This window comes from uncultured Brachyspira sp. (assembly GCF_944390845.1).
Taxonomy (GTDB): Bacteria; Spirochaetota; Brachyspiria; order Brachyspirales; family Brachyspiraceae; genus Brachyspira; species Brachyspira pulli.
On record NZ_CALXRM010000026.1, the window covers coordinates 1 to 17,286 of the forward strand.

Sequence of the window (17,286 nt, forward strand, 5' to 3'; positions counted from 1 at the left end):
CCAAAAGTTGAAAAACAATTAGAAATTATATATAATTTAGCACAAAAGGAGCTTTTTTAGTTATCTAGGACAGCCCCGAATTAATTATATATGATTTTTCTTGAGAATCAGATAAAATTTCATAAACATTAATATAATCTTTAAAAACCTCAAATTCTAAATATTTATTTCTGTCATTTTTATCATAATATTCTAATTGTATGCTGTCATTAGCTGTTGGAAATATTTTTGGCTGTATTATAACTTCATATATAATATTTAAAACATTATCACAAATTGTTTTATCTATAGGTTCTGCTTCATTATCATTCCAATTATATTCAAGTTTTTTTATTTCTTCTATTTTTTTTATATTATTATTTAACATAGTTACAAAATCAACTATTTTATCATTAATTACATCATTATCAAACCTATAAAAATTGATTATTTTATTAAAATTACTAATTCTTTTTTCAATATTTTTATTTACTTTTATATTTCTTTTTCTAGTTTGTAATTTTAACATTATGAAATTAATCCCTTTAATGTAAAAATAATAATGTTTTATAAGTTAACCAATTATATAGTAGTTCTTTTAAATTGTTTAACTTATAATAGTGAATACAAATACTATAATAAAATAATAATTCAATATATAAAAAATTGCAATTGTTATATAAAATGCATTATGATCAAAACTTTTTATATATTACTATTTGAAAAAATGTTTCTCATATATTATAATATCTTTCAAATATTTGAATAAAAATTAAATAAAAAAGATATAAATATGATTAATATAGCATTACCTAAAGGAAGATTAGTAAATAAAGTTTATAACCTTTTTGAGAAAATAGGTTATGAGAATAAAGAACTATTAGAAGATAATAGAAAATTAGTATTTGAAAATAAAGATAAAAATGTAAGATATCTAATAGTAAAGCCTTCTGATGTTGGAATATATGTTGAGAAAGGTGTTGCTGACATTGGAATTGTAGGGAAAGATATACTACTTGAAAATAATCATGATGTATATGAACTTCTTGATTTGAAATTCGGTAAATGCAGAGTTTGCATGGCTTCTGTGAATGGATATAAAGAAGATATTGAAAGAAGATTAAGAGTTGCTACAAAGTATGTTAATATATCAAAGAATTATTTTAATTCAATAAACAGAGATGTTGAAATAATAAAATTAAACGGTTCCATTGAGTTAGCTCCAATATTAAATCTTTCAGATGTTATTGTTGATATAGTAGAGACAGGAAGTACTTTAAGAGAAAATAATCTTACTGTTATAAAAGAAATTATTGATTATATTAGTGCTAGGCTTATAGTTAATAAAGTAAGCTATAAATTTAAAAATGAGTTAATTAAAACAATAGTTAAAAATATAGAGGAAGTATTATGATAAAGACTATTAATTATAAAGAATGCAAATCATTAGATGATATATTATTAAGAAGCCAATTCAGTCATGATGATATAAATGAAAAAGTAAAAGCTATATTAGAAGATGTAAAACAAAATGGAGATAATGCATTAAAAAAATACGCTAAAATGTTTGATAATGCAGAAATAGAGAATTTAGAAGTTACACAAGAAGAAATAGATGAAGCATATAAAAATACAGATGAAAAGTTTAAAGAAACATTAAAACTAGCTTATAACAATATAGAAAAGTTTCATAAAAAACAACTAAGAAACAGTTATATAACAAATGAAGAAGATGGAATAGTAATGGGACAGATTATAAATCCAATAGAAAAAGTTGGAGTTTATATTCCAGGAGGTACTGCAGTTTATCCTTCAAGCTTACTTATGAATGTTGTGCCTGCTAAAGTGGCTGGAGTAAATGAAATAATATTGGTATCTCCTCCAAACAAAGAAGGAAAAATAAATAATAATATATTAGCTGCAGCAAAAGTAGCCGGAGTAAATAGAGTATTCAAAACAGGCGGTGCTCAGGCAATAGCTGCTTTAAGTTACGGAACAGAATCTATTCCAAAAGTATATAAAATAGTAGGCCCGGGAAATATATATGTTGCTATGGCTAAAAGACTTGTATTTGGTGAGGTTTCTATTGATATGGTAGCTGGCCCAAGCGAAGTATTAATAATAGCCGATGAAACTGCAAATCCAATACATATAGCTGCTGATATGCTTGCTCAGGCTGAACATGATAAATTAGCTTCAAGTATATTAATTACAACATCTAAAGAAATAGCAGAAAAAACAAAAGAAGAATTATACAAACAATTAGAAAAATTAAGCCGTAAAGATATAGCAATGGAATCCATAGAAAATAACGGCAGAATAATAATTACTGAAACTATAGATGAAGCTATATATATAAGCAATGAAATAGCACCGGAGCATTTAGAGATAAGTATAAAAGATCCTTTCTCTGTATTAAGCAAAGTAAAAAATGCTGGTTCAATATTCTTAGGTGATTATACTCCGGAAGCTTTAGGAGATTATTTATCAGGTGCAAACCATGTAATACCTACAAGCGGAACAGCTAAATTTGCTTCTCCATTATCAGTAGATGACTTTATAAAAAAATCTTATATTACATATTACACTAAAGATGCATTAGAAAAAGTAAAAGATAATGTAATTAATTTTGCCGATCATGAAAGTTTGGAAGCACATGCCAATTCTGTAAGAATAAGATTTTAGTATATACCTAAACAAATATATTTTGTCAAAATAAATTTATATTTTTGTTTTTATATCTGGGGCTTTGCCCACCGCTCTGCGTACTTCGTAACACCCCACTTCTTTTGCGACTGTAGGGAGTGCCAGTGGCGTGCCACAAAGAAGCAGGCACAGCCCGCCTGTGGCGAAAGGCTACATTTGGGCTTTAATTTAATAAATTATATTACATATAAGACAATTTTAGTATGATTTAGTACTAATTTTATACTTGCACTTTCGCGGAGCGTATCCGAGTTTATCGAGGATATAAGGTTCTTTGACGCTGTACGCCTGCGACCGAAGGAAGTCCTTTAGATGGGCGTACGGCGGGAAAAAGAACAACCAAAAATTGAGAAACTTAAAAATTTTTAGTATAACTTATCTAGAAATTATAACACCCGCCCAAGTGTTGATTAAGTTTATAATTTATTTAACGCACGGTGAGTAAAATTTATATAATACAATAAGATTTGAATTATAGATAAAATTATATTTTAGGCTTTATTTAGCGTGCTGTGAGTGTACTACAAATTTAAAAAAACATTAGTTCCGTAATCGGTTTAAAATTAAAATCCCAATCACTATTTACTGGTATTGTATGTCCGTCAACATCATCAAAATCAAATGTTATGCAGTTTTTAGAATTTATGCTTATAGATGTTAAAGTTATTGATTTTTTGAATTCTTCTTTTTCCATACTATGAGGCTTAAATATACTTTCTGCAGCACACTCTTTTAATTTTATGTCAATATCTTTTTTATTAGTGAATATTTTTTTGATTATATCAATGCTTTGTTTATTAAACTCTTCATCAATATTATCAAAGAATATTAAAATATTACTATCAGTCCAAGGCATCTCTTTCTTAAAACTGTTTATATCCTTATTAGCACAAAATCACCTAATTCTTCATCTTTATAATAAATAATCTCTGAATATTTTTCTAATATGATATTTAAATCATCATCTTTATAATTACTATCAACTATATTTTCAAGTAAAAAATTAATATAGAAATCATCAGGATCTTTTTCTTTTCTTACCTTTAATTTTACTATACTCTCATCTTTGAGTATTTTTAAATATTCTTCAGGTTCTTTAACTTTTTTATGAATGATAATATGAGTGTTTTCTATAATGACATTAGCGGCAATATTTTTTAAAGCTATAGCTGAAACGAATAAAGTATAATATTTATCCCAAGGTATTTTATTATATTTACAGCATGATCTTTTTAGTACGAATGCCATGTCAAAAATTTCATCATCAAAATCTTTATTAAAATCTTCAATTTCTTTGTCCATTTTTATATCCTATTAATATTGTAATATGCTAATATAAAATATCAATAATAAATTTTAAAACTTTTATTAATACCCCGCAATTTATTATATACTAAAAATTTTTAAGTTTGTCATTTTTTTAGTCAACTTTTTCCCGCCGCATACGCTCTGCGGACTTCGTCAAAGTTGCAAAAAATGCAAGTATAAAATTAGTACTAAATTAATACTAATTTTGTCTTACATGTAATATAAAATATTAAATTTAAGCTAAAATACAGCCTTTTTACTTCTTTGTGGTACGCCACTGGCACTCCCTACAGTCGCAAAAGAAGTGGGGTGTTACGAAGTACGCAGAGCGGTGGGCAAAGCCCCAGTATATCAAAACAAAAATTAAATTTATTTCTGACAAAATATAGTTGTTTAGGTATATATAAATTGAGCAGTAGATTTAATTTGTAAATATGTGCTTTTGCAACTTTGACGAAGTCCGGCAAAAAGTTGATATAAAAATAAAATATAACTTATATATTAATAATTATCCTATTATATAAGGTTCTGCAAAATTAAAATCATAGTCGCTGTCTACTGCTATTACATGTCCAGAGAAAATATCTCCGTCATCAAAATAAAATGTTATATTGTCTTCGTATATAATATTTATAGATGTTAATGTTATTAATTTTACAAACTCTTCTTTGCTTATATGAGGTTTGCCATCATCATCGTTCCAGCTGTTGGCATCTTCAAGCATGTTTTCTGATATATAGTCTTTTAGTTTTTTATCAATATCTTTTTTATTAGTAAATATTTTTCTGATTATAGCAACACTTTTTTTATTGACTTCTTCATCAATATTTTTAAAGAGAACCGAAATATTATCATCATTCCATTCTATATCTTTACTAAACATGTCTATAGACTTATCAAGCTCAAAATTTCCTAATTCTTCATCTTTATAATAAACAGGCTTAGAATATTCTTCTAATATAATATTTAAATCATTATCTTTATAGTTTGTATCAATAATATCTTCAAGCAGGAATCTCATATATAAACCAGATGAATCTTTTTCTTTTCTTACTTTTAATCTTACTATTGTTTTATTTCTGAATATTTGAAAATAATGTTTTGTATCTTCAATTTCTTTTACTATAAGCAAATTTTCATTTTCTATAATTTCATTGGTAATAATATTTTTATATGCAATTGCAGATACCAATAAAGTATAATATTTTCCTTTTGACTTACCAGCTGATAAATTTTGCTTTTTTAAAACGAATGCTATGTCAAAAATTTCATCATCAAAATTTTTATTAAAATCTTCAATTTCTTTGTCCATTTTTATATCCTATTATTCAGTAGTTTATTATAGTATATCTAATACTTTGCCGGCCTTTTTTAATACATTTTTAGCGGCCTTTTTAACCTTCTTATTTTTAATTTGCAAATATATTTTATTTATTAATGATAATGCAAAGCTGCTTCCATTCAAAGCCATAGCATATACTGCATAAGCTGCTAATTCGCCTTTATCATTCATATCATTTGATGACCAATCTTCAATTTGTGTCTTTAATTGTAATAGTTTATCTTCTGTTTGGAAAATACAATATGGAATAAGTATGTTTTTTAATTTTACATCATACGTTGTATAAGATATATTATTAGTATCATACGGTAATTGTAATAGTTTATCTTCAGTCAAATTATTATATTGGATAAATATATTTTTGATTTCTGTATTTGATTTATTTTTAATCCAATTAGAATATATAGCGTCAAGTGCATTTCTAAATGAGTCAATATCAAAAAACTCTGCTATTTTATTACAGTCTTTTAATATAGAAGGTTCTTTTAATGCAGCATATTCCATAAATATATACTTAACTATTTTTAATGGAGATGCAGTTTTCTTCTCTTTTAAAAGAATATTAGAAAGTATATTTTCGTCTATATCTTTTATTAAAATTTCATGTTCTTTATTATACTGTTTATTTACATATTCTTCTATTTCATCAATACTTTTGAATTTGAAATCAGCATCAATTTTTTGTAAGTCCCAATATTTAATTATTTCTTGATAAATTTTTATTGATGATTTTTTTCCTTCAACTACTAATTTTTCTACTTCGCTTCTTATAGAAATTTCATCAGAAATTCCGTAATTCTTTATTATTAATATGCAGTGATTTTTTATGTTTTGATCTCTTGCTGTATCAATAACCTTGAAAACAAAATCAAATTTATTATCAATAAGTTCTCTTAATTCATCTCTGAAAATAGCATTAATAAATGATATAGTACATTTGGTATTTTCTGTTATAGATGTGATGAATGCTTCTTCTCTTATAATACTTTTTGTTTCTTCTAAATTGTTTTTTATAAGAGTTATAATATCATCTTCCGACTTTATAAATAAATATATATCTTTTAATTGTACTTCTTTATTATTAATTAATTTTTCTTTAATTTCTAAAATATTTTTATTATGGAATATTTTCTGAATATAAATATAAATTTTGATGTATATTCTATAATACTTTAATAAAGTATCAGTAATTTTTGAAGCTTCATCATTTATTTCATCAAATAACATTATAGCTGATAAATAAGCACTATAACTGCCATTAGGCTTTTCTTTTATATATTTAATACTTTTGGAAATTATGTCATCAAAACTTTTAGTAGGTTCTCTTTTTTTTAAGAACTCTACAGAAATTTCTTTTAACTTTTCTATAATAGAATTAGTATTTATATCATATTTATTATCATTTACTGCAAGCATAATTGCTGAAAGCACAACATAATCAAGATATAAACATTCTAATTTTGATTTTTCTATTATCTCATAAAGTTTATAAAATGTTGTTTTATCTTCATTGTATAGTCTTTTTAATTCTACTGTTAAAGATGAAGTACAATGGGTATTTCCTCCGCAATATATTTTGTTTAAGAGAATATATTCTTTAGGGAAAGAGCATATTTCTAAATATTCATCTGCAACTTCTTTTGCTTCAAAATAATGATATGTTGGATCTTCTGAATATTTTTTAAAGAATCTTTTACATAATTCTATATTAAATATCATTACAGAATCTAAATTTACAATAAAATATATTATATTATTATCTTTATTTAAAATATTCATTAATCTTTTATAAACTTCTTCATCTTTATCGACTATAGTAAAAAGTAATGATATAGTTTCTTCATCATTGATTTTTAGCAAGTCTATATAATTTAATAATTGTTTAATGAGTTTTTTATCATCATATCTATTTATGATATATACCAAAATAGTTAATAATAAATGAGGCTCTTTTTCTAATAATATTTTACTATTATTTTTTACTTTTTCTAAATATTGATTAAACTTTTTACCTATATAACTTTCTAATATTAAAAACCTGTTAAAATTCTCATTTTGTATTTTTATGTATTTATATCCTTCATTATTTTTTAACTGAGATTTAGAATATTTTTTATCATCTCTATATATATTTTCAATATCAATATTATAACTTTCTATTAAAACTTTTTCTAAATCTTCTCCAGCACATAATCTTACAATCATATAAGTAGTAATTATTATATAATTAGGATTAGGCTTACCTTTGTATATATCTTTAATCATTACTTTGGCATACCTAGACAGTACTTCTTTATCTTCTTTTGAAGTGTTTTCATAAAAATAAAATTTGAAAATTTCTTCTGCATAATAAAGATAATTTCTACTTAAAGTAGGACAGCTATTTGATTTTCCGTAAAAATAATCAAGGAATGCATCCTTATTATTTTCATGAGAAAACATTTCTTCAAACTTATTTCTTATTTTTTCTTCATTACTAATACTATTTTTCATAAAAACCAACCTATTAACAATATTTTTTATGTAGTATAATTATTTTTTTTATTCTGTCAAATTTATTAGTAAATAATGATTAAAGAAGAATTTTTTATAAAATGCTATAGTTGTTTAGGTATATACTGAAACGATTTCATTTTGCCGACTACTGCACATTATGTAATATTAACAACTTTTTTGCCGCACAAAAAAGTTGCAAAAAAATGCAATTGCTAGAACTTTATATTTAAAATATATGTATTAAATGTAGAATATAATCTGAATTTAGACTAAAAATGCAGTCTTTTTGGTTCTTTGTGCCAACAAAAGAACTGGGGGTTCGGGGGCTAGTCCCCGAAAATAATAAAAACATAAAAACTATTTTTTGACAAACTATAGTTGTTTTGGTATATACTAAAAATTTTAGAGTTTGTCATTTTTTTTAGTCAACTTTTTCCCGCCGCAAAAAGTTGCAAAAAGTGCAAGAATAGAATTAGTACTAAATCATACTAAAATTGTCTTACATGTAATATAAACTATTAATTTAAGCTAAAATATAGCCCTTTTGCTTCTTTGGGGCACCAAAAGAAGTGGGGTGCGGGGCAAAGCCCTGCAGATATTTAAAATTTAAAAAAATTATTTTTGACAAAATATAATTGTTTAGGTATATACTAAATATTATTTTGATATATTTTTTATCTAAAAAATTATAATAAAAATCATAAAAATTTTATATTTTATTTGACTTTTACTGTTATAAATAGTTTTATTTTTCTAACATGCTATTTATTAGTTTATGTCTATTAAATAATTATTCTTTTTGAAATTATAAATATTTAGTTCAAAATATATCATACATGATTGGTTAACATAGTATTAAAATTAAAAAATGTGATATAAATAATTATAAACAGTATGTTTTTAGTAAATAATTTTAATAAAAATTTAAAAAAGTGATTATTTTATTGACAACGTAATTATGATTTATATACTTTAAAATAAAAGGGGGAAATGTCTATGACAAATAAAAAAATAAAATTACAAACTTCTAAAACTGTATTAACCGAACATAAATTAGATGACGGAACAGTAGTAAAACTTAATCCAGTAGTTACTAGAATAATATTAGCTGATAGTAAAAGTAAAGTTAATTAATACAATTCTATATGTTATACTAGATTGTCATTTTCAAAAATGTATTTTTCTTTGTAGTTATAGTCTGTATTGTAGTCGTCTGAATATATATCAGTTCTTACTTTCTTTCCAGCCTGTATGTAGTTTTGAACTTTATTTAATAATACTTTTTCACTGCCGCTTTTGTATAATATTAATATGTCAAAATCATATTCGTTTTTTATAGAGTTTGGTTTGTAGAGTTTGTCCATATAAACTGCAAATCCTATTGCATTTTTTTTGTTTTTATCATTTGAGATATGAGTATTAAATTTTTCAAGAAGTTTATCATATCTTCCGCCGGATAGAATTATATCATTATTTCCTTTTATGTAGCCTTTGAATATTATTCCGTTATAATATCCTAATTTACTTTCTATTGAGAAGTCTAATAATATATTTTCAAAATTATTATAATTTTCAAAAACAGCACAAAGACTTTTTAATTCATCATAAGCCTTTTGCATTTTTTCATTGATTATTAGGCTTTCTATATTCTTTACAGCTTCTTTATATTCTCCTGAAAAATCTATTAATGAAACTACAGCATTTTTATATTTATCATCGATATTATTGGAAGTTAAAGTTTTTTCAAGGTCATGCTTATTTTTGCTGTATATTAAATTAAGTATTTCTAATTTTTTATCTTCATCTAAATCTAATTCATCTATCAAAGAAAACATGAAGTCTATACTTGATATTTCTAATATATATTCATCATTATTTATAGTTTTTAAACTGTCTATTACCATACTAATTATTTCTAAATTAGAATATTTAGTTAAAGTTCCTATTATTTCTACACCTACCTGCTGTATTTCTTCGTATTCATTAGAAACATTATCTATTTTATAAATATCTTCTATGTAGAAAAGTTTTTTTGTATATTTGTCATTATCTTTTAATACATTTTTTACTATTGATAAAGTAACGTCCGGTCTTAAAGATTGCAAATTACCATTTAAATTCATGAATGTTAATATATGTTCAGTTTGAAGAAAGTCTTTGTAATTATTATATAAATTGTAATCTTCAAATTTATTCAATTTAATTTTTTTATACCCGTATTTTTCATATATTTTTGTTAATTCAGATACTAAATTATTTTCATTCATAATATTATTCTTCTTTTTCCATAAATATTTTTTAAGCATTATAATATAAAAATAGAAAAATAACCATATATAGTAATTAAAAATATAATTTTAAATTTCATATATTTTTATATATTAATTGAAATAAGTGTTAAAAGAGTGTATATTATTTTAAAATTTAATTTGAAGGTAAAATTATGAAAACAGTAGAAGAGTTAATAAAAAAGTTAATGAAAAATCAAATGGATTATAATATATTTATAAAATTTAATTCAAAAACAGCCATAGAAAAGACTGCCCTTACCAATTTGATAAGAAAGGCCATAAGCGACGGATATATATGTAAAACTGACAGCAACATGCTTAGAATTACAAAGGAAGGAAAGCAGTATATTAATAAACTTGAAGGTAAAGAACCCGGCCCTAAAGGTGTAAAATCTGTAAGAGTAAATATTGATGCTAAGGATGCAAAATCTGATACACAAGTTATAGCTCAGGCTTATGATATAAAATTAGATTTTGATGAAGAATTATTAAAGTTGGCTGAAGATATAAATAATAATGCCAATTTTGAAAATATAGAAGAAGACAGAGTAGATTTAAGGAATATGAAAACGGTAACTATAGATAATGCTTCCTCTCAGGATTTAGATGATGCTTTCAGTATAGAAAAAATAGATGATAATAATTATAAAGTTTATATACATATTTCTGATGTTAGTCATTTTATAGAACTTGATTCCCCATTAGATTTGGAAGCTAGAAAAAGAGGCAATTCCACTTATATGATTGATACCGTTTACAATATGTTCCCGGAAGTATTGTCAAATAATATTATTTCATTGAATGAAAATGTTGATAGATTTGCTTTAACTATAATTATCAATTTAAATAGCAATGGCGATATATTAGATTCATCAGTATGCAAAAGTGTAATAAAGTCTGACAGAAAATTATCTTATGATTATGTTCAAGATATTATAGATAAAAAAGTTACTGACGAGGCTTGGCTTTTAGAGTTGATTGAAAATGCATTGAATATAAAAAATATTTTGTATAAAAAAAGAAAAGAGGGAAGGGGAGTTGAATTTGATAATACTGATATAAAAATAGTATTGAATGATGAAGGAATACCTATAGAGTTTTATGCAGAAGAAAGAAAAGAATCTATGACAATAGTAGAAGAATTGATGCTCATTTCTAATACTGAAATAGCCAAAAAATTATCAAATTATGAAGGCAGTATATACCGTTATCATGGTTCTCCTGATGATTATAGATTTAATAGTTTTAAAATACTTTGTCATGCTAAAGGATATGCATTAAAACAATTCCCAGATCAAACTTATGATATAAAAGGTTTTGTTGATAATATAAAAGGAAAGCCGGAAGAAAATTTACTTATACCTGTTTTGCTTCGTTCAATGACTCCATCATCTTATAGTACAGTAAATAAAAGTCATTTTGGTTTAGGTTTTGATTATTATACTTACTTTACTTCGCCTATAAGAAGATATGCCGATTTGCTTATACATAGAATAGTTAAAGATACTATTTTATCCAATAAAGAAACCATAGATGAAAAATTAAAAAACGTATGTAAAGATTCTATTGATAGTTTATCATTGCTAGATAAAACTTCAAAGAAAGCTGAGAGGTGTTTAAGACAAATAAAAGCAGCAAGATATATGAAAGACAGACTTGGAGATGAGTATTATGGTCTTATAAGTTCTATAAGCAATAAAGGCATATATGTTGAAATAGAAGGCTTGGAAATAGAAGGATTTATTGAGTCTACTTATGTTGGTTCAAATTATAGATTTTATCCGGATATGCAAAGTGTTTATATAGATAAAATAAAAGCTTATGAACTTGGCGATAAAGTAAAAGTATTAGTGGCAAGTGCTAATGTTGAAAATGGAAAAATATTTTTCTCTTTATAATTTTATATAAAAGAATTATATAAAAAATGAATTTAGGCTTGTTTATATAATTATTCATTTTTTATAATGAGTTTACTATATTGTATAAACAAGCTTCTAATTTATTTTCATCTATAAATTTAGAATTTGTTTTTATGTCTTCTTCTTTTATGATAAAATATTTCATTCCAGCTTTTTTTATTAATTGTTCTTTTACTAAATCATTATTTTTTATTCTTTCTTTCATTTCTTCGGTATGTCCATAATGTCCTGCACCATCGTATTCTATTATAGCTATAGGCTTATTGGTGTTATCTCCTCTTTTATAAGTTATTAAAAAATCAGAATAAAAATCTCTGTAACTTTTCCAAATATCTGTATCTTCTTCAGCGTCTAAAAATGCTTTATATGATACTTGCTTATAAATATTATAATCTTTAAATACTTTTAACATAGAAAAAAATATTTTGCTTTCTTCAATATTCATAATTTTTTTTATTGATATGTTGCCAGTATCCATATTTTCAAGTCTTTGGCTAGTTATATCTTTTCTTGGGTATTTTCTTTTATAATATCTTCTGAATGGTCTTCTGTAAGTTTGTTTATCGATTTTTCCTATAAATAATAAAAATAAAATAATAGGTACTATAAAAATAAGTAATACTGCTAAACTATCCATAATAAAAATTTCCTTTTATGATTCTTTAGTATTTGATAAAATTGTATTAACATCTTTTAGAAATAGAGATAATTTTTCTTCATCTATTAAACCTGAATTCATTTTTATATCAGAGTCTCTTATTATAAAATATTTTAATCCTATTTTGCTAAAAAGTTTTTCTCTTATCATATCATTATTTTTTACTTTTTCTTTTTGTTCTTCTGTATCTCCGAAATGTCCTCCTCCATGATATTCTATAACAGCAGCAGGTTCATTCATTTTAGAGCCTCTTTTATGAGTGATGAGAAAATCGCAATAGAAATCTCTGAAAGTTTTCCAAGCATCTGTATCTTCTTCACCTTTTAAAAAAGCTCTGAAAGATACTTGAGGATTTACATTATAATCATTTAATATTTTTACCATAGAATAAAAAATTCTTGTTTCTTCTATATTCAAAACTCTTTTCGTTTTTATGCTTCCCGTGTCCATGTATTTTAATCTTTGCTCTGTTATTGCATTTATTTTGAATTCTTCTTTATTTTGTTCTTCATAATTATCTGTTTTGTTTTCATTTGTATTTGATTCTTTTGGTGATGATATTTTTTTTAAAGAAAAGAAAAATATTATTACAATAGATAATATAATTACAGCTACGCCGACTTCAAGCATAATTTTATCTCCATTTAATTTATATTATATAGTATATAAAATAGATTGTATTATTCAATTTTTAATCGGCGGTAATAATTATATAAATAGGAACTATAGTTTCTTATACAAAAAAATCATTAAAATTGAAGTTTATGACTTTTTGTTAGATAAACTTCAATCTTAATGATTATATTTAACAATATTATTTAGTATTTACATAACTTTGAAATACTCTATCTCTCTTATAATATCCTGACTCATATTAGATATTTCAGAACTTGAAGTAGAGTTTTGAGTTGCCAAACTAGAGTTTTCTTGAGTTATATTATTCAATTCTTTTATTGCTATATTCATTTGGCTAATACCATCTTCTTCCTGCATTATAGACTGTGATATATACTGAAGTTCATTTTCCATTTCTTTTACCAGATCATTAATGGTATTTAATATAGAAGATGACTTATTTGCCGATTCATTTCCAATTTCCACTCTTTTTACAGTTTCTTCTACAATAGAAGTAATATTATTTGCAGCTTCATTAACGGTCTGAGCCAAAGATCTCACTTCACTTGCCACTATAGCAAAACCTCTTCCCTGTTCTCCAGCCCTTGCCGCTTCAACAGCAGCATTTAAAGCAAGTATATTAGTCTGAAATGCGATAGACTGTATAAGTTTAGTTATTTCAGATATTTTTTTGCTGGATTCAGATATCTCATGCATATGAGCAGATATTTCATTAACTGCTTCCACACCAGTAGTTGTAGTATCCATTATTTTTGAGCTTTTATCTTTAGCCTGAAGTGAGTTTGAGCTTATTTCTTTTATAGAACTAGATAAAGACTGCATTGAACCTGTAAGCTCTTCTATAGCAGCCGCCTGAGTATTAGATCTGTCAGATAGATATTCGCTGCTTGATGATATATTTTCTATTTCATTATTTATTGTATTAAGATTTGACTGCAGTTTTAACACAACATTTCCTATAGTATTTTTCATATTATTGACATAAGAAACTAAAGAACCTGATTTATCATTTTTATTTTCGTTATCTTGACTATCTATGATAAAGTTTCCTTTAGACATTTGATCTATACTATTCATAGCTTTATCAAGCATTTGAGATATAGGTATAACTACAAAGAATGCTAATGAGGTTTGTATTGCTATTAAAATAATAATAACTAAAAGATATGCAAGCATAATATTTCTTATTCTATTATTGATAGCATTCATGTTTCCTCGTATTACAATTTTATATGGAGTATCTCTTAATGGTTTTATAGTGTACCATTCATTTCCTACTATTTGCATTACAGCTTTGTTAGGGTCTTCTATAGATTTTGCATCTTTAAATAAAGGCTCATTATATACATTGTAATTGTCATTAAAGATATAGTCTTTATTCTGATGCGACATATAAAGTCCAGCTGAAGTCATTATATTAACCTGATTTTCACTAATAACTTTTTTTGATATATTATTCATTTCTAAGAAGTCTATACCGATAACTCCTTTTAATGAATTATTAGTGTATACAGCTAATGCCAATGTTATACATATTCCCCCAGTATTAGCATCAACATAAGGCTCTGTAATAAATATACCATTTTTAGTAAGAGCACCTTTATACCATAATCTTGAAGTTTGGTCATAAGTATCAGGATAAGGACTTATACCATTAACAAAAAGTCCTCCGTCTCTGTATGGTATTTCATTTCCGTATAGTATGTCATATATGTTTTTATTTGATTTTAATATGCTTTCAAGTGTTTTTCTTATACTTGTAAATGTATTATCATTTGCTTCAAAATATCCTCTTAATGTGTACATTACATCGTATACTTTTTCCATTTCTATAGATAAAACTAATTCAGTATTATCCATCTCTACCAATGTATTTTTTATAAATTCATTAGTATATACTTTTTTATAAGCAAAGTACATAATAATATATGCTACAAGCAAGAAAACAGCAAAAGGGATAATTAATTTTAATAATAGAACTCTGTTATTTTTCATAAATATAACCTTAAAAAAAATTCTTCAAGCGGTTAAAGTATATAAAAAAAATTTTTTTGTGTCAATTACCTGTCATATATTTATTTGGTAAAATCTAATTTGATATAAAAATATATTTTTAAAGTAGTATATTTTAAAAAAAATATAAATATTATTATTTTTATCATACATATAATACAAAAAATGAAGTTTTTTTCTGCATTAGTGCTCATTATTTAATACGGAATTTATTTCATTTTGAGTAAGATGTTTGAATGTTCCTTCTTTTAGATCGTTTAATAATATATCAGCTATTCTTAATCTTTTTAGTATAATTACTTCAAAACCTATTTTTTGGCACATTCTTCTTATTTGTCTATTCTTACCTTCAGTTAGGATTATATTAAATGAATTTTTATTTATTCTTTTTACTTTAGCAGGCTTTAATTTCTGTCCGTCTAAAGTAAGACCATATTCTAATTTTTTTAAAGCTCCATCAGGCACACCATCATTAACTTTAACAAAATATTCTTTTTCACAATTACTATTTTCACCTATAATTTTTTTGCTGAATACGCCGTCATTTGTAAGAAGTATAAGCCCATTACTGTCTTTATCTAATCTTCCCACAGGATATATATTATCAAATTCGTGCTTTATTAGATTATAAATAGGTTTTCCTTCATTTTTATTTGACGATACAACATATCCTCTAGGCTTATTTAATTTAATATATATTTTATCATCTTTGTATGTTTTTATATCACATTCAACTTTATCATTTTCTGATACTTGAACAGCAGGATTTGTTATAACTTCGCCATTAACTTTTACCATACCATTTTGTATGAGTTTATCAGCTTCTCTCCTGCTTGCTATATTTAATGATGCTATGTATTTATTTAATCTCATTTTTTCCTATTTTCAATAAAAAAGTTATAAAAATATATTAACATGATATAATTTTTAATCAAATTTTAATGATTATTTCCTAAAATAATATAACGAATATAAGCATTATACCCATATAATAGTATGAGAATTTTATATTTTATAGTTGACAATTTTTGTTGATTATAATATAATGGTGCTAAGTTATTGGATATAATTGCTTAGCTATAAATATTAAGGAGAGTGCGCTATGAAATTCTATAGAAGTACGAGAGATTTTTCTCGCTACCTCATAATCATTTGTCTATTCATAAGCATATGTTCATTTGCTGTTTATGGACAAACTTCTAGTGTTTACATGGAAACTAGACTACTTTACAACTTTGAAACATTAGATGAATGGCAACCAATATCAAACGCTAGCCGTTTTATGTTTAGAGGTGATAGAACAAATGAGAATGGTGTTGTAATGAAATATCCTAATATGAGATTATTCGCTACAAAACCATATGGTATGGGTAACCAAAGCTATAATTCAACTAATTCATTATCAGTAAGTGTTTCTTTTTTCAGAAAATCTTATAACTTCTTTGATTTAGTTCCAACAGTTCAAAAAATCATACCAGGAAAAGCTCAAACATTCGACGTTTGGGTATGGGGTGGTAATTATGACTATACTATGGAAATGATATTTGAAGATTATCGTGGTTATACTTATACATTACCTTTAGGTTCTATAAGATATATAGGTTGGAGAAATATGAGTACATCAGTACCATCATTCATTCCACAAGAAGAACCTTATGTACCAAGAGCTAAAGGTTTAAGATTCATGAACTTCCGTTTCTGGTCATCACCAGAGGAAAGAGCTGATAACTTTGTAGTTTTATTAGACTACTTCCAAACAGTTACAGATACATTTAGAGAATCTTATGACGGTTCAGACATCGAAGTTACATTAGGTCAAGAAGTTGGCGGAAGATCTTCTGAACAGTATACAGAAGGTGGAGCTCAAGTAGTAGGCGAAGGCGGCGGTACTGCAGATAATACTACTACAGAACAGCCACAAGAAGCGCAACAATAATG

Annotated in this window: 13 protein-coding genes and 1 pseudogene; 5 read left to right on the plus strand and 9 right to left on the minus strand. The window is 25.1% G+C overall.

What is annotated here, in order from left to right; genetic code table 11:
* Window positions 1-64 precede the first annotated feature (64 nt).
* Complete coding sequence (locus Q0K52_RS06940) at window positions 65-508, minus strand: hypothetical protein (protein ID WP_297297875.1); 444 nt, start codon at window positions 506-508, stop codon at window positions 65-67.
* Window positions 509-772: 264 nt separating this feature from the next.
* On the opposite strand from Q0K52_RS06940, the gene hisG reads away from it, so the two are divergent.
* Entirely contained in the window at window positions 773-1,393 is a 621-nt protein-coding gene (gene hisG, locus Q0K52_RS06945) for an ATP phosphoribosyltransferase (RefSeq protein WP_297297876.1), read from the plus strand.
* Complete coding sequence (hisD, locus tag Q0K52_RS06950) at window positions 1,390-2,664, plus strand: histidinol dehydrogenase (RefSeq protein ID WP_297297877.1); 1,275 nt, start codon at window positions 1,390-1,392, stop codon at window positions 2,662-2,664. The genes hisG and hisD overlap by 4 nt, the downstream gene beginning before the upstream one ends.
* A 550-nt stretch (window positions 2,665-3,214) precedes the next feature.
* On the opposite strand, the pseudogene Q0K52_RS06955 reads toward hisD, so the two are convergent.
* From Q0K52_RS06955 to Q0K52_RS06965, 3 genes and pseudogenes are all read right to left on the minus strand, one after another.
* Window positions 3,215-3,987 (minus strand): annotated as a pseudogene (locus Q0K52_RS06955) (DUF2262 domain-containing protein).
* A 514-nt stretch (window positions 3,988-4,501) separates the two neighbouring features.
* Window positions 4,502-5,305, minus strand: coding sequence for a DUF2262 domain-containing protein (locus Q0K52_RS06960; RefSeq protein ID WP_297297878.1), 804 nt, complete (start codon window positions 5,303-5,305; stop codon window positions 4,502-4,504).
* A 27-nt stretch (window positions 5,306-5,332) separates the two neighbouring features.
* Entirely contained in the window at window positions 5,333-7,828 is a 2,496-nt protein-coding gene (locus Q0K52_RS06965; RefSeq protein WP_297297879.1) for a molybdate metabolism regulator, read from the minus strand.
* A gap of 999 nt (window positions 7,829-8,827) precedes the next feature.
* Here Q0K52_RS06965 and Q0K52_RS06970 point away from each other — a divergent pair.
* Complete coding sequence (locus Q0K52_RS06970) at window positions 8,828-8,965, plus strand: hypothetical protein (RefSeq protein WP_297297880.1); 138 nt, start codon at window positions 8,828-8,830, stop codon at window positions 8,963-8,965.
* A gap of 14 nt (window positions 8,966-8,979) precedes the next feature.
* On the opposite strand, the gene Q0K52_RS06975 is transcribed toward Q0K52_RS06970, so the two are convergent.
* A complete protein-coding gene (locus tag Q0K52_RS06975; protein WP_297297882.1) occupies window positions 8,980-10,098 on the minus strand; it encodes an ATP phosphoribosyltransferase regulatory subunit in 1,119 nt (372 codons plus the stop codon).
* A gap of 176 nt (window positions 10,099-10,274) precedes the next feature.
* Here Q0K52_RS06975 and Q0K52_RS06980 point away from each other — a divergent pair, with 176 nt between their 5' ends.
* Complete coding sequence (locus Q0K52_RS06980) at window positions 10,275-12,020, plus strand: ribonuclease R family protein (RefSeq protein WP_297297884.1); 1,746 nt, start codon at window positions 10,275-10,277, stop codon at window positions 12,018-12,020.
* A 61-nt stretch (window positions 12,021-12,081) separates the two neighbouring features.
* On the opposite strand, the gene Q0K52_RS06985 is transcribed toward Q0K52_RS06980, so the two are convergent.
* The 4 genes from Q0K52_RS06985 to Q0K52_RS07000 form a co-directional block, all read right to left on the minus strand.
* Window positions 12,082-12,678 (minus strand): DUF2726 domain-containing protein, encoded by a 597-nt coding sequence (locus tag Q0K52_RS06985; protein WP_297297886.1) that lies wholly within the window; start codon window positions 12,676-12,678, stop codon window positions 12,082-12,084.
* Window positions 12,679-12,693: 15 nt separating this feature from the next.
* Window positions 12,694-13,329: a DUF2726 domain-containing protein gene (locus tag Q0K52_RS06990; RefSeq protein ID WP_297297888.1), complete on the minus strand. Its 636-nt coding sequence runs from the start codon at window positions 13,327-13,329 to the stop codon at window positions 12,694-12,696.
* Between the two features lie 195 nt (window positions 13,330-13,524).
* Window positions 13,525-15,330 carry a methyl-accepting chemotaxis protein gene (locus Q0K52_RS06995; protein WP_297297890.1) on the minus strand — a complete coding sequence of 602 codons (1,806 nt, stop codon included), beginning with the start codon at window positions 15,328-15,330 and terminating at the stop codon, window positions 13,525-13,527.
* A 201-nt stretch (window positions 15,331-15,531) separates the two neighbouring features.
* Window positions 15,532-16,221 carry a pseudouridine synthase gene (locus Q0K52_RS07000; protein WP_297297891.1) on the minus strand — a complete coding sequence of 230 codons (690 nt, stop codon included), beginning with the start codon at window positions 16,219-16,221 and terminating at the stop codon, window positions 15,532-15,534.
* A 337-nt stretch (window positions 16,222-16,558) separates the two neighbouring features.
* On the opposite strand from Q0K52_RS07000, the gene Q0K52_RS07005 reads away from it, so the two are divergent.
* Window positions 16,559-17,284: a flagellar filament outer layer protein FlaA gene (locus tag Q0K52_RS07005; RefSeq protein ID WP_297297935.1), complete on the plus strand. Its 726-nt coding sequence runs from the start codon at window positions 16,559-16,561 to the stop codon at window positions 17,282-17,284.
* Window positions 17,285-17,286 lie beyond the last annotated feature (2 nt).

Excerpts from the sequence above, each read along its gene's own strand:
- Q0K52_RS06940 (WP_297297875.1), bottom strand. The coding sequence starts at position 508 with ATGTTAAAATTACAAACTAGAAAAAGAAATATAAAAGTAAATAAAAAT.
- hisG (WP_297297876.1), top strand. The coding sequence starts at position 773 with ATGATTAATATAGCATTACCTAAAGGAAGATTAGTAAATAAAGTTTAT.
- hisD (WP_297297877.1), top strand. The coding sequence starts at position 1,390 with ATGATAAAGACTATTAATTATAAAGAATGCAAATCATTAGATGATATA.
- Q0K52_RS06960 (WP_297297878.1), bottom strand. The coding sequence starts at position 5,305 with ATGGACAAAGAAATTGAAGATTTTAATAAAAATTTTGATGATGAAATT.
- Q0K52_RS06965 (WP_297297879.1), bottom strand. The coding sequence starts at position 7,828 with ATGAAAAATAGTATTAGTAATGAAGAAAAAATAAGAAATAAGTTTGAA.
- Q0K52_RS06970 (WP_297297880.1), top strand. The coding sequence starts at position 8,828 with ATGACAAATAAAAAAATAAAATTACAAACTTCTAAAACTGTATTAACC.
- Q0K52_RS06975 (WP_297297882.1), bottom strand. The coding sequence starts at position 10,098 with ATGAATGAAAATAATTTAGTATCTGAATTAACAAAAATATATGAAAAA.
- Q0K52_RS06980 (WP_297297884.1), top strand. The coding sequence starts at position 10,275 with ATGAAAACAGTAGAAGAGTTAATAAAAAAGTTAATGAAAAATCAAATG.
- Q0K52_RS06985 (WP_297297886.1), bottom strand. The coding sequence starts at position 12,678 with ATGGATAGTTTAGCAGTATTACTTATTTTTATAGTACCTATTATTTTA.
- Q0K52_RS06990 (WP_297297888.1), bottom strand. The coding sequence starts at position 13,329 with ATGCTTGAAGTCGGCGTAGCTGTAATTATATTATCTATTGTAATAATA.
- Q0K52_RS06995 (WP_297297890.1), bottom strand. The coding sequence starts at position 15,330 with ATGAAAAATAACAGAGTTCTATTATTAAAATTAATTATCCCTTTTGCT.
- Q0K52_RS07000 (WP_297297891.1), bottom strand. The coding sequence starts at position 16,221 with ATGAGATTAAATAAATACATAGCATCATTAAATATAGCAAGCAGGAGA.
- Q0K52_RS07005 (WP_297297935.1), top strand. The coding sequence starts at position 16,559 with ATGGAAACTAGACTACTTTACAACTTTGAAACATTAGATGAATGGCAA.